12 protein-coding genes are annotated in these 13,573 nt (G+C 46.9%); 5 read left to right on the top strand and 7 right to left on the bottom strand.

Features of this window, described 5'->3' with window-relative positions; translation table 11 throughout:
• Window positions 1-13: 13 nt before the first annotated feature.
• The 3 genes from QUB39_RS19410 to QUB39_RS19400 form a co-directional block, all read right to left on the bottom strand.
• The gene (locus tag QUB39_RS19410) at window positions 14-2,173 is read right to left on the bottom strand and encodes a ShlB/FhaC/HecB family hemolysin secretion/activation protein (RefSeq protein ID WP_333056399.1); all 2,160 of its coding nucleotides are present in this window, start codon (window positions 2,171-2,173) and stop codon (window positions 14-16) included.
• Between the two features lie 78 nt (window positions 2,174-2,251).
• A complete protein-coding gene (locus tag QUB39_RS19405) occupies window positions 2,252-2,374 on the bottom strand; it encodes a hypothetical protein (protein WP_333207822.1) in 123 nt (40 codons plus the stop codon).
• A 244-nt stretch (window positions 2,375-2,618) separates the two neighbouring features.
• Entirely contained in the window at window positions 2,619-3,485 is an 867-nt protein-coding gene (locus QUB39_RS19400) for a DUF928 domain-containing protein (RefSeq protein WP_333056397.1), read from the bottom strand.
• Between the two features lie 407 nt (window positions 3,486-3,892).
• On the opposite strand from QUB39_RS19400, the gene QUB39_RS19395 reads away from it, so the two are divergent.
• Window positions 3,893-5,584, top strand: coding sequence for a transglutaminase domain-containing protein (locus tag QUB39_RS19395; protein ID WP_333056422.1), 1,692 nt, complete (start codon window positions 3,893-3,895; stop codon window positions 5,582-5,584).
• A gap of 108 nt (window positions 5,585-5,692) precedes the next feature.
• Window positions 5,693-5,833, top strand: coding sequence for a hypothetical protein (locus tag QUB39_RS19390; RefSeq protein ID WP_333056396.1), 141 nt, complete (start codon window positions 5,693-5,695; stop codon window positions 5,831-5,833).
• 351 nt (window positions 5,834-6,184) lie between these two features.
• On the opposite strand, the gene QUB39_RS19385 is transcribed toward QUB39_RS19390, so the two are convergent.
• Both QUB39_RS19385 and QUB39_RS19380 read right to left on the bottom strand, forming a co-directional pair.
• A complete protein-coding gene (locus QUB39_RS19385; RefSeq protein ID WP_333246835.1) occupies window positions 6,185-7,171 on the bottom strand; it encodes an aldo/keto reductase in 987 nt (328 codons plus the stop codon).
• Between the two features lie 188 nt (window positions 7,172-7,359).
• Window positions 7,360-8,271 (bottom strand): alpha/beta fold hydrolase, encoded by a 912-nt coding sequence (locus tag QUB39_RS19380; RefSeq protein ID WP_333485132.1) that lies wholly within the window; start codon window positions 8,269-8,271, stop codon window positions 7,360-7,362.
• Between the two features lie 696 nt (window positions 8,272-8,967).
• Here QUB39_RS19380 and QUB39_RS19375 point away from each other — a divergent pair.
• Entirely contained in the window at window positions 8,968-9,456 is a 489-nt protein-coding gene (locus QUB39_RS19375; RefSeq protein WP_333056392.1) for an anti-sigma regulatory factor, read from the top strand.
• 246 nt (window positions 9,457-9,702) lie between these two features.
• Here QUB39_RS19375 and QUB39_RS19370 read toward each other — a convergent pair whose 3' ends face one another.
• Window positions 9,703-9,978 carry a DUF6439 family protein gene (locus QUB39_RS19370; RefSeq protein WP_333056391.1) on the bottom strand — a complete coding sequence of 92 codons (276 nt, stop codon included), beginning with the start codon at window positions 9,976-9,978 and terminating at the stop codon, window positions 9,703-9,705.
• 118 nt (window positions 9,979-10,096) lie between these two features.
• Between QUB39_RS19370 and QUB39_RS19365 the strand changes: the two genes are divergently transcribed.
• Together QUB39_RS19365 and asnS are read left to right on the top strand one after the other, a co-directional pair.
• Window positions 10,097-10,462, top strand: coding sequence for a DUF2203 domain-containing protein (locus QUB39_RS19365; protein WP_333056390.1), 366 nt, complete (start codon window positions 10,097-10,099; stop codon window positions 10,460-10,462).
• A gap of 107 nt (window positions 10,463-10,569) precedes the next feature.
• Entirely contained in the window at window positions 10,570-11,961 is a 1,392-nt protein-coding gene (asnS, locus tag QUB39_RS19360; protein ID WP_333261399.1) for an asparagine--tRNA ligase, read from the top strand.
• Between the two features lie 80 nt (window positions 11,962-12,041).
• Here the strand turns inward: asnS and QUB39_RS19355 are convergent, their stop codons facing one another.
• Window positions 12,042-13,523, bottom strand: coding sequence for a pitrilysin family protein (locus QUB39_RS19355; protein WP_333485131.1), 1,482 nt, complete (start codon window positions 13,521-13,523; stop codon window positions 12,042-12,044).
• Between the last annotated feature and the right edge of the window lie 50 nt (window positions 13,524-13,573).

Raw genomic sequence — 13,573 nt, 5'->3', positions numbered from 1 at the left:
TCAGTAAGTCCCTTTAGGGTGTATAAATTATATTGAAGTAAATGCCGTTATCTTGCAGATTGTCGCCTTTATCGCTAATTCTCACCAAAGGAAAAGCGTAATCTACTCGCAGGTTCACCCGCTGTATTGGTTCCCAGATTACCCCCAAACCCAGACCTGCTAAAAATGTCTGATTGGTTAATGTATTAGGATTGTTCGCAACGTTCCATACGGTACCCGCATCCAAAAAAGGAGCCAATTGAAGTTTGGGATTTCCCGAAGCATCGCGTTGTAAAGTAATCCGATCTTCGATGGAAACTCTGAAGCCGTTATCACCAGAACGGACGTTTTGGCGATAGCCGCGCAAAGATTGTCCGCCGCCAATTACAAATTGCTGGGAAGGCAACAAACTATTAGCTGACAACTGTAAGTCTGCCTGCAAAATTAATAAATGTTTGTCATTCAATCGCTGTACTCGCTGCACTTGACCCAGCCAACTCAAAAATTGTCCGTCGGGATCGGAACCTTCGTTTTGAGTAGCATCAAACAAGCTAGTGCCGATTGTAAATTGCGATCGCACGGCCCAAGCACCCTGCGGGTCGCGCCGAATGTAGTCCTGTCCCAGCTTAATTGCACTCGTAGTGCTGACACCATTGGAGTCCGGGCCGGTGCCAAAAGGAAACGGTTCGCCTTCGAGAAAAGTTCTGCCTGTCTGATAAGTAAAACCAGCAGATAAGGCAAATTCTTCGATCGGCGTTCTCCGCAGCGGCTGGCGGTAACTAACTTCAAATAAATGCGATTTTCCCGAAATGTCAAAACGGTTAAAAGGTGCTTGTACGATACTGTTGCGATTCGGTGCCGCCCTCAATTGCAAAGTGCCGTTCATCGCATTTAGCGGCACGCGATAGCTAAAATCAAACACGTCTGAATCGCCGAGCGATCGATAATAAGCTGCTGCCAGTTCGTCGCCATTTCCTGTTATATTGCGGTGCCGCAAACTAACTCCCAATCTTTCGGAACCGACACTGGGAGGCGAGTAATTGTCAATGCTGAAAGTAGGTTGAAATGGATTAGCTTCCGAGACTCGGACGATCAGAATGCTCTCGGCTTCATTATCCCCGGCCCGCAGACTGGCTTCTACATTGTCAAATAAAGGATCGACTCGCAGCAGCCGGAGTTGGTCTTCTAATAAAGCTGTGCTTAAAGGCCTTCCGGCACCGAGTCGAATCCGGCTGCGGATGTAACTTGGATTCAATCTTTTAGTTCCTTCTACCTCAATTCGGGCTAGCTTGCCTTCAATCACTTGAATTTGGACTACCCCTGCGGTGATAGTTTGGGGCGGCAAGACTGCTCTCGAAGTGATGTAGCCACGATTGAGGTAAATTTCGGTAATTTTGTCGGCGATTTGTTTGAGCTGTTCTAGGGTGGTAGAACGGCCTTCTAAGGGGTTGACTAAGGCATTAATTTCGTCTTGGCTTAAAATTGTGCTGCCAACTACTTGAATTTTCTGCACATCAATTGGTGTATTCGGCAGCGTTGGGGGAACTGGCGACGGAGACGGCGGCGCTACTGTGGGCGGTACTTGGGGAGGTTCTGGGGAAGGCTGCGGGGCCGGTTGCAGAAATCGATCGCGATTGGGATCTGGCTGAGTCGGCGGCGACGGTAACAGCGGATTTGGTACTAGATCGCGGTTTAAGTCGGGCGGGAGGTTTCCCGGTGGCGTCTGCGGGTTCTGGGCTAAAAAATTACAATCTAGCGGGTTCTGACATTGGCGATCGTTGTCAACCAGATTTGTTGCTTCGGGCAAGAAGCCCGTACCACAATCAATCAAACTGCTTGTGGAACAGGCTTCTTGGCTGTTCTGTGCCCGGTTCGATGGTCTTTCTGGTTCAGGGTTGGTCTCGATCGCATCGGGAAGCTGATTTAAGTTTGTTGCTGTTTCATCCTGCTTGATTTCTAGTTTTTGCAGTGCTAATACTTGATTGCCCGTATCTGCTGAGTTGTCAGCGGCGATCGGCAACTGAGAAATATCGTTTGTTTGGGATATAGCTTTATTGGCGTAAAAGCAAGCCATCGGGAGCGCTGTTAGAAGTGAAATCCCCAACCGAAATAGTGCAATATTTGCATTCGGGCGCATAATTAATAATTTCTCTAAAATAAGTTTGTCGGCTGCTTGACTATGCCAGTTTATCATTTAGTATTAGGCGAAATTTGACCATCAAAATTTCCACCGCCCGCCTTTCCAGATGCCAAAAGTCCGAACTGCCGATCGTTACAAAAATTTTAATTTATTTAGGACGATCGACCAAACAACCCGCAACAGGCAAAAATCATTTGGGGCGCTGCCAAATACCGCGATCGAAACCGAGCTTTTCGTACTTGCTGCACCCCTCATACTATTTTAGATTTTAGATTTTAGATTTTAGATTTGGCAATGACTCGCCCAAAAACGGATACCGTGCCCCGAATGTTCATCAGTGTAGATCCTAAAATTTTAGACTCCTGTTCCTGCTCCCAGATTCAATGCAGCAAGTAAATCTAAAATCTCAAATCTCAAATCTCAAATCGACTGACTTATGGGTATCAGGGTTTGGGGTACGGGCCTACCGCTGCATTCTTTGCGTGAAGCTGGTATCGAATTATTTTCTTGTGATAGGTGTTAACTCACTTGCGACTAAGGGTTCTTGGGCTATTTTGCCGAGTTCGACTGAATTCAAAACTGCTGACCATTTGATCGCTAAACTGGCATCGCTGGGAGACTGGATACGCAATTGAGCTAGAGTTGCCAGGTACTCGTACCAGAGATTTTGTTGGGCGAAGATGCTGAGCTTGGTGAGATCGGACGATCGATCCAACTCTGTTTTCACGGTTGGGGCGACTGCGGTGCGGTTGATCCACCCGGAAACGAGAACATCATCTTTTGTATTTTTTGGGTTGCATTTGATAGTAAAGTACCATTGATAGTTTTTGCCAACTTCCAAGGTTGGCGAGTTGTCGTCGGAGTCGAGGCTGACGCTAACTACACCTGCACGGCTAGTTACCATGCGAAAACTTTTTTTGTATAGTGTTTTGTCCCTTTCGTCTGCTAACTCAAACTGAACTGTTTTGTCTAGGGCTACGGGAAGGTAGTAGAAAAATGTTGGCTTTGCTGATATGGTTTGCCCCATAGTTGATTGGGGAATCAAGGCAGTTAAGGCAGTGGTGGCCGTGGGGCATTCTAAGCCACGGGTTCCTCCCCCTTCCCGCCTTCCGGGTACTCCGTCCTGTGGCGGTTGAAAGCTATTCCAGGCGGATCCCAATTGCTCGCTGTTGGGTCTACTTCCGCTTGCTTGGGCGGGTTGAACTGTTTGCCAGTTGAGGGGTAGCTGCGGTGGTGATGCGCGCTGGACAATGTTTGCGGGGCTGTTGAGAGCCTCTGCTGGTATTAAAAAACTACCGGCGGCCAGTGCCTTTAAAGACAGAATTAAGGAAAGAGCACTGATATTTAGAGCAGACTTCAAAGCCATGACGAACCTGCCTTCTGATGAACCTAGGAACTTTATCGCACGGTTTTATTCTATCCAAGGTTTTGACCGATATAGTAATCTGTTGTACTTAATTTATATCTTCAGGCAGATACGATTATTTGGGTCGCTCTGTTCAACATAGAATTCTCTGTCGCGTTTGTCAGTGGTAGCTTAGTAGTTATACTTACTTCCATTCACAGCAGCAGGTTGGGTTGAGCTTGTTAAACCCTAATATTCGGGGTGTTTTAACTCTAGCAAGAGGCTACAACGCGTCTTTTGGTAAAAACACCTGGTTGATGCGTCAGTCCTGGATATCAGGAAACTCGGCAATTTTGCTGGTGAACCTCAAGCGATCGGCTACAAGTTACAAATCAGTTTTTGTGTACAATACCGGCAAGAAATTTAGCATGAATCTCGATTCACCTGTTCTCTCGGACAAACAGCCTTCGGGGCTGCGGATGGTCAGACCCATCGGAGTCTTGGCACTGCACGGCATTGCTTTTTTAGGAAATAGGTTGTTCGCTGTCGATCGCGCCGAAGGGCTGCTATTGGAGATCGATCGAGAAAGTGACAACACTACTGTTTTGAATCCTTATCAAACGGCTAAGTTTGCCGGCGCAACGGGGCTGGCTATTTCGGAAGATACTCTCTGGTTTGCGCGGGATGAGGATATTTGTTGCTGTCGGGGCGCAATTCTGGACGGGGCGATCGCTGAACTCAAACCGGAACATTTTGTTTCGCTTTCTTATCCTGCTGACGGGATTGCTGTGTGGAAATCTACGCTTTATGTGACTTGCCAGAGATTGGGCTATATTCTGGTTTTTGACCTGAAAACTGGTCGGGAAATTACTCGGTTTTACGCCCCCGGTATTGGGGTAGAAAATATCACAGTCCGGGATGAGGAAATTTGGGTTTGCGACAAGACTGAGCAAACTGTTTACTGTTTGGAACGGGGAACTGGGGAGATTAAATTTAGTGTTTTGACTCCCTTTGAGTCGCCTTCGGGTTTGGCTTTTCACAAGGATTCCGAAACGGGGGAGGAGGTTCTGTACGTGGCTTATGCCGGGGATGAACTTTACATCCGGGATGACCCGAATTCGGAAGATCCTTTTCAGTTGACGAAGCGCGATCGCACTTTTATTCAGCCTTTGTCTTTTCACTACAATGAAGCCGATCGCTACGCTTTGTCAAACGGTTTTTTGATGGAAATGTCTTATGTGGAGGAACTGTCTCCTCTCGATGAGGTAGACATCGAAAATTTGGAGTGGCGGATTGCTTTGCCTTCGCAAACTCACCGGCAAAAGGTTAGGAAAATTACGCCGATTGGAATGCCTTTTACTGAGGAAATTCAGGAAGGGGAACGGGTGGCGGTGTTTAAGTTCGATCGGCTGCACCCTGGGGAACGCCGAATTTTTGGCTGGAAGGCTTTGTTAGAAGTTCGATCGATTAAGTATCAGTTGTCACCGAGGGATGTGGAAAAGATTCCGAAGCTGTCGCCGGAGTTTGCAGCTAAGTATTTGGTGGATAATGACAATTTGGCGATGGATACGGAAATTGTGCGATCGGCTGCTGTGGCTGCCATTGGCTCGGAAACTAACATTCTCAGGCAATTGCTGAGCATTCGTAATTTTGTTTACGATCAACTTTCTTACGGAATTAGGCCTCACATTGACACTCCCGATATTGTGCTGCGCCGTGGTATCGGTTCCTGCGGCGAATACGTGGGACTTTTGTTAGCTTTGGCTAGGTTAAACGGGATTGCTTGCCGCACGATCGGCCGCTACAAGTGCCCCGCTTTTGGTGACAGAAAAGGTGTGTCGCTGGAACCGGATTTCAATCACGTTTGGCTGGAGTTTTACATTCCGGGTTTTGGCTGGGTGCCGATGGAATCTAATCCTGATGATATTCAAGATAGAGGCCCTTATCCGTTGCGATTTTTTATGGGTTTGGCTTGGTATCACGTAGAAATTGGCAAGGGAATTCGGTTTCAAAGTCTCACTAGCGGCGGTCTTCCTTTAAATAAGGAGGAGGTTTCCGTGGGAAGTCTGGCAATTAATCATGTTAGGTTTACCATTTTGTCAGAGTTGCCAGCAGTTTGAAGGGAGTGTTAACAGTTAACAGTTAGCCGTCTAAATTCAACTGTTAATTGTTAACATTTTTCATCTAAAATCGAAAGTAGAAAATGTAAAATCAGAGGAAGAGGGGTTGTGGAATTTTCGATTGCTAATTTTCTCGTTTTAGTGGCCTTTGTACTACTGCTGACAGTGACTGGTGGGGTGGCTTATTTGACAGCGGTTGAGTGGCGCGATCGCAGGCGGTTAGATAAGGCTAAACGGAAAAAAAAGTAGCTCTTTGCTGTTGACAAAGTGCATTTTTTATGATAACAAGCAAGGCGAGCGGGTTGGCTCGCCTTGTTTTGTGATTTGAGGTATTTTCACCGCAGATGATATCAAGTTTGGTAACATAAACGTTGTAGGTTCGTAGTGAGGACTTGAGTTTTCATACAAAACTATGATTCCTATCGTTTCCGGTTGGATCGGAAGGATTTAACCACAGAGAACGCAGAGAACACAGAGGGAGATAAGAGAGATGAATAATTCTGATGAAGCGTGGAGTTGAGACCGCGGGCGGGACGCCCGCGACACAATAAAAACACTAAAATAAACACAGATGAAAAAGGGAATTTTGGAGTTGATATCTTAAGTCCACTGTCGGAAAAATGTATTTTCTTGCCAAGCGGCGGCGGTGCGTTTTTCAAGTGCTGCCATTTCTGTTGGGTTCAGGGGTTTGAATGCTTGGGCGACTTTTAAGTTTTCTTCTAATTGCTTTACTGACTCGGCGGCGATGACGCAGCAGTGCACGCCGGGAAGTGAAAGCGTGTAGCCCATTGCTTGGTGCATTCCATCTAAAACACCGTTCTGAAATAATTTGCCGTAAGCTGGTATTTTCATGGCTATGACGCCGATGTTTTTGGCTTTGGCCACTGGTAAAGCGCTGGTAACAAAGGAGCGCGGGTGATGTTTTTCGGCGGCGTTGAGGCAGATTAATGTTGTGTCAAAAGGATAGCGTTCCAAGCCTGCAGCAATGATGGCTGGTTCGTGGTGTCCGGTGATGCCGGAAAAACGAATTATTTTTTGCTGTTTGGCTTCTTCGATCGCTTTTATTGCTCCTTTGGTACTGAAAATTTGGTCTAATTCTGTTTGGAATGAGACGTGGTGGAGTTGCCACAAGTCTAGCCGATCGGTTTTCAATCTTTTGAGCGATTGCTCTAAGTCTCTCCACGCACCGTCTCTGTCTCTGGCGGCGGTTTTTGAGGCTAGGAATAGGCGATCTCGATATGGTGGCAAAACTTTGCCTAAGTTTTCTTCGCTGGGCCCGTAGTCGGCCGCCGTGTCAAAATAGCGAATGCCTAGTTCGATCGCCCGTTCAATTTGCGCCGCTGCTTCTGCTTCTCTTCCCGGCTGCGACAGCGGTGTTTGTCCGGCCCCCCCCAAACCGAAAATCGGCACTTTCACGCCGGTGTTGCCTAAAAGTCGTTCTGGCATTTTTACTGTGGCGGCCGCCTGGTTATTGGGTGCGGCTATGATTTCCCGATCCTGCTGTTCGATCGCCTTAGCACCTGCAATGCCGCTGGCAACAGCTATACTGCTCAATATAAAATGGCGGCGAGTCTTTTTGCGGGTCATTGTTTCCGTCTCCTCAGAATATGTAAGTATAATTTAACCTGAAAGTTAAATGAAGTCATTAGTCATTAGTCATTAGTCATTAGTCATTAGTCATTGGTTATTTGTCCTATGTTTCTTGTTAGTTATTCGTTCTAATAACCAATAACCAGTAACCCATGCCCTATGCCCCATGCCCCATGCCCTATGCCCTATGCCCCATGCCCCATGCCCTTGTCAATTATCCATGCGCGAATCAGTTCGTTTATCTGTTCTGGTACTTCGTCGTGGGGACAGTGACCGGCTTTGATAAAGTGTTCTGTTAACTGCGGATAGTGTTTGCGAAATTTGGCGCTTCTTTCTGTGGAATTCATCCACGGATCGCCTTCTCCCCACAGCATTAGCAACGGGCTGGTTAATTGACTCAGCAATACGTCAATTTTTTCGCCTTGGGGTGTTCGGAATACGGAGGCGAATACTTTGGGGGCACCGGGATCGCAGGAGGGAAGGTATATTTCTTCTACTAATTGGTCTGTGACGGCGCTTTGGTCGAGATAAACTTTTTCTAGGGTTTTCCGAATTGTCGATCGCTGGCGCACGTACTGGAACAGCAGAAAACTTGCCCAATCTTGCTGAAATAAGGTTTTAGCTACTGCAGATATGGCTTTTTGCAAGGGCGGGGCTTCGGGTGCGGGCTGCGGTTCGCTGAAGGGGCCGGCGCTGTTGATTAATATGAGTCCGGCTGCTGATTCGGGGCGCCCTGCTGCTACACACAAGGCGGCGTAGCCTCCGAGGGAGTTGCCTGCTAGTACGGCGGGCCGGCCGATGATGTTGGTGATAAAGTCGTGGAGTTGGTCGCGCCAGAGGTCGCCGCTGTACTGTAATTCGGGTTTTGCCGATCGCCCGAATCCCAAAAGGTCGATCGCCCACACTTCAAAGTCTTTGCTCAGGCCGCTGATATTTTTGCGCCAGTGGTCTGTGGAAGCGCCAAAACCGTGAATTAACAGCAGGGGAGGGCGTTCTGGATGCCGATCGCTGGATCGAACGTAGTATACTGAATGCCCTCGCCACTGCCAGTAAGTGCCAGCTATGGGGGCTGCGGTGATGGCTGGGGTTGTTTGCATAGTGTAAAGAAATAATTATTTACTTTAACTATTGTATCGCGACATTCAGATTTATATAGTTTTACCAAGGAGCAGAAGTTGCGCCAGCAAAGGATTGGTCAATTTGGGCGAGTTGAGATATCGGGTTCTCACGCACTCAGAATTAATAAGTTTTGTAACGAATATTGATTTTGTGAGGGGCGCAGCAATGGGAGATATTTGACCCGATCGCATTTTGGATAATAAATTGGGTTTTGGCTGCAACATACCTAGGTATGATGATTTTGCTGTTTGGCGGCAAAAGCAAGTTCTAGGCGATGGCGCTTGCCTAGGGGCTGCGAGGGTCGAACCTGATGGGCGAGGGTGAAGGGATCGACTTTTTTATAGTTATTGGAGAGCTTTTCCAGGTGGGGATCGTTTGTTCAAGAGGTGTTGACGGCTTCGAGGATGCAGCTAGTGGTTTGGTTGCTAGCTGGCAAAAGCTGAGCTCAAAATTTCGCTGCTGGGAGAACTTATAAGTAAAATTACTGATGGTTCTCTGCAGAAGTTTCTCAGAATCGCTGAATATTTTGTGACGTGGTTTGCTGTTCTTAATTGCTTGGATACTCTAAGATATAAGTAGAGCTGCGCCGCTCAATTAATTAGCATTTTGAATACTAGGGAGCCAACTATGCAGGGTGTGAACTTTATCCACCTGAAAGTTAGGGAGTTTTCTGAGTGATTGCTATTTCACCTCGTCCCGTCGGACGCAATTGGATTACTATTAGCTTCGCTTCTACTCTATACCTTTGTCCTATTTTGGATCTGCTCCTAGCAGAGGTGCCAGAAATCTGGCAAGCCCAATTGCGGTTGGGGCTTCAAGAAGCTTTGGTAAATGCTGCTAAGCATGGAAACAAATTAGATCCAGGTAAAACTGTTGGAGTCCGTTTTTCGATCGTCCAAAACCAATATTGGTGGGTGATATCGGATGAAGGTTCTGGCTTTAAGGCCCCTTGCAGTTGCAACCTTTATACCGATGATTGCGACAATCTCCTCGCAGAGGAGGTTGCAGATAACTCTGCACTACCCCATGTGGAACAGGAATGTGGTAGGGGGTTGTTTATTCTTTACCAAATATTCGATCGGGTAGAGTGGAATTCTCAAGGTACCGAGTTACGGCTGTGCAAAGAACTTCCCAGTCGGTATCGGCTGCCGGGGTTGCGCTAGCACCGCTATGAAAGCAGCAGTTTTCACCTCAGCTAGACCTGGAAATTTTTTCGTTCCCGGACTGAAGTTTGCAGTGAGAATTTGAACGCTATGGCTATTGATAGCTGATCGTAATGCAAAATGTGAGTTTTGAGTTAAAAAAGTATAAATCTTTTGAACTCACAATCGCGCTGCTCGATCGAGCGGCGCGATTGTCTAAGTTTTGAGCAACTACTCAAGCCAAAACTCCAGAATCAAAACTCAAAATCATTTGCCGTGGGTGGGACAGGGAGGAGCAGATATCGATCGATCCAGCCATCCTGCCGCTTGGTTTAAGCGCGGGAGAGCTTCTTCGGGCTGTTTTTTGAGCAAAAAGACCAAAGCGGCCGCAGCTTGCTCGCAGGCGCGCGCGGAACGGTTGGCTTTGAGGCGATGCCAATCTTTTTCGGGGATGGCGAGGCGCGCGGCGAGAGCTTGGGCTAGTTCTACCGTACTCAGCTCGTTGAGGTTGACAGTTTGGGTTGTTTGTGTAGTTTCAAGCATAATTGGCAATTATACGGATTTGGCTGCCGTTTCAGAATTTTAAAAATATACTGCATATAATAACAACTTAATTGGAAATCGGTTTTTTTTATTATTATTGTCAGGTTTGCAGATCGAAATGCCTCAACAGCCGTCAGAGTTAAATCCCGAAGAGCAAGAAAGTGAGTTTGTTCAAGCGATCGCAGCCGTTGAGCGATCGCTCGCAGCAGTCAAAGAACGGTACACTCAAATTCAGGTCGATCGACAGCGCCAAGTCGAACTCGGTCATCGGCGCGAAGAAATCCGCCAGTCCAAGCGCCCAAATCCATTGCCGCAACTCAAAAAAGAATTGCGGGAAATTGAGCAAGAATTGGAAACTATCGAGTTGAATTTAGAAAGCAGCCTGTTTTCGTGGGGAAGCATAAAACAACCTTTTTGGCAAGCAGTTCGGTTTGGGGGGCTTGGCATTTTGATCGGTTGGATTTTGAAATCCTATGTCGGTTGAATTATGTTATGATTTTTGATTTTTTTTTACCGCAGAGGGCGCAGAGGGCGCAGAGGAAGAGAAAAGAGAGAATTATGGTGCAAAATATTAAATAAACGGGAGTGGATATGACAAATCAACGGATTGCAGCAATTTTGCGCGCTGGTGAACCCGACGAAACGGTAACTGTTCAAGGCTGGGTTCGCACTAAGCGCGAATTGAAAGATTTTGCCTTTGTCGAAGTCAACGATGGTTCGGCGATGGCTAACTTGCAAGTAGTCATAAATTCCGATTTGCCAGATTTTGAAAATGTACTGAAACAACTGAATACAGGTGCATCTCTAGAAGTGTCGGGTGTGCTGGTAGCGTCTCCCGCAAAAGGACAGCGAATTGAGTTGAAAGCTTCACAAGTACAAGTTTACGGTGATGCAGACCCGCAAACTTATCCCCTGCAAAAAAAGCGCCATTCCTTTGAATTTTTGCGGACAATCGCGCATTTGCGGCCGCGCACAAACACTCACGGTGCTGTCTTTCGAGTCCGCAATGCTTGTTCGGCGGCGGTACACCAATTTTTTCAAGAACGCGGTTTTTTGTGGGTTCATACTCCGATTATTGCTGCTAGCGACTGCGAAGGTGCGGGGGAAATGTTCGCCGTTACTAACTTTGATTTAAAGAATGTGCCACGCACTGATTCGCAAGAGGTTGATTATGCTAAAGACTTTTTTGGAAAGCGCGCCTATTTAACAGTTAGCGGCCAGTTGGAAGCGGAAGTTATGGCGATGGCTTTCGGAAATGTTTACACTTTTGGCCCGACTTTCCGAGCGGAAAATTCTAATACTTCGCGGCATTTGGCGGAGTTTTGGATGATTGAACCGGAGATGGCTTTCTGCGATTTGCAGGGAGATATGGATTTGGCTGAGGCGTTTTTAAAGTACATTTTTAAATACGTTTTGGAGCATTGCCCGGAAGATATGGAGTTTTTCAACGATCGCATTGACAAAACGGTTTTGGCTACTGCTGAAAATATCATTAATAATCAGTTTGAGCGGATTACTTATACCGAGGCGATCGCACTTTTGGAAAAAGCCGACAAAAAGTTTGATTTTCCGGTAAGTTGGGGCTTGGATTTGCAGTCGGAACACGAGCGTTATTTGGCTGAGGATTTGTTTAAAAAGCCGACCATTGTCAGCGATTATCCCGTCGGGATTAAAGCATTTTATATGCGTTTAAATGAGGACGAGAAAACGGTGCGAGCAATGGATGTTTTGGCTCCTAATATTGGGGAAATTATCGGCGGTTCGCAGCGGGAAGAAAGGCTGGATGTGTTGGAGCGGCGCATGGAAGCCCAGGGTATGAATAAGGAGGAATTGTGGTGGTATTTGGATTTGCGCCGCTACGGCACTGTACCTCACGCTGGGTTTGGTTTGGGATTTGAACGGTTAGTGCAGTTTATGACTGGAATGGGGAATATTCGGGATGTGATTCCGTTTCCGAGATCGCCTTTGAGTATTGATTTTTAGTGTAGGATTGTGTGGCAAAGAGGAGGGACACGGCATTGCCGTGTCCTTACCCAGATCGGCGACTCCTAATCACAAATAAATTAAGTCGCCGAGGGAATTGTGATATCAACAGATTGCACTTTGACCGAAGTTCCCAAACTCGATAACGGCGGTTCAATTGCCGCCGTATTTCCCACTACTAATGTTACCAGATTCTCCGGTTTCAAATAAGTCTGAGCTACGCGCTGCACGTCGGCAATTGTTGCTGCTTCGATGCTGCGGCGGTAGCGAAAAATGAAATCTTCGGGATAACCGTAGTATTCGTAGCGGATTAATCGCGACAAAGTTTGACTGGGATTTTCAAATTTGAAGATGAATGAATTTAGGGTGGAATCTTTAGCAAAAGCTAATTCTTCCTGGGTAATTGGTTCGGTGCGGATACGATCGATCTCGGCGCGAATTGCCTGGATAAACGGTACGGTGGCATCTGATCGCGTTTGGCCTCCTGCGACAAACACCCCCGGATAGTCATATCTCGGACTCCAAGCCGCGTATACTGAATAAGCTAAGCCTTGGCGCGATCGCACGTTATTGAACAAACGGCCGCCGAAACCGTTGAGAACCCCGTTCATTACGTCCAAAGCACCGTAATCTGGACTGCTGAGCATTCCGCCCAAATGTCCCATTTGCACGTAACTTTGACTTAATTGCGGCTGATTTACTAAAAATATGCCGCCGTCCTTTGCTGGCGATACGGTTGGTAGAGCAGGCACTTCTGCACTTTGATTCGGTTCCCAGTTGCCGAATTTTTCCTCGACGAGCGATCGCATTTTAGCTGTATCAAAATCGCCAGCAATACCCAAAATCATATTCTTGGGATGGAAATATTTCTGGTAGAAACTCACCACATCGTCGCGGGAAATATTGGCGAGGGTTTTGTATTCTACCGTGCGCGCGTAAGGACTGCGATCGCCATAAATTAACTTTTGAAACTCGCGGCCGGTAATATCGTTAGGATCGTCATTGCGGCGGGCGATCGCACCTTGAGTTTGGTTCTTCGCTAAATCTAACTTTTCCTGAGCAAACATTGGCTCCCGAATCACTTCCGCAAATAAGTCAAACACGGGTTCCAAATCTTCAGCTAAAGCACTAAAATTAGCCGTGCCAGAAGCAACATCAATCCCCGTTTCTACCGAAGCTGCTCGCTGTTCTAGCAACTGATTTAATTCATCAGCAGTATGCCGGCTAGTACCGCCAGTTCGCATCACTTCTCCCGTCAAACCTCCCAATCCAATTTTATCGGCTGGTTCAAAACGATCGCCCGTGCGAAATAGCGCCGTTCCCCCGACTAACGGCAATTCCCGGTCTTCCATAAGATAAACCCGGATACCATTTTTCAGCTCGAAGCGAGTATATTTAGGCAGTTTAATTTCGGACAGCGGGGGAAATGTTAATTCGTCGTAGTGTTTCGGTGCAGCAGCAAAGGAAGGTAACAAATTAAACGTGCCCAGTGAAACTGTAAAAAAGCACAGCGATAGCAGAAATAACTTTACTTTTTTCAGTATCAATTTAGTCCTTTTCATTCTTTCTCCTAAGTTTCCTATTGTGACATAGCGAGGCAGAGCCTCTGGAT

The organism is Microcoleus sp. AT8-B5 (assembly GCF_036705565.1).
Classification (GTDB): domain Bacteria; phylum Cyanobacteriota; class Cyanobacteriia; order Cyanobacteriales; family Microcoleaceae; genus Microcoleus.
This window is presented reverse-complemented; position numbering and strand designations above follow the sequence as displayed.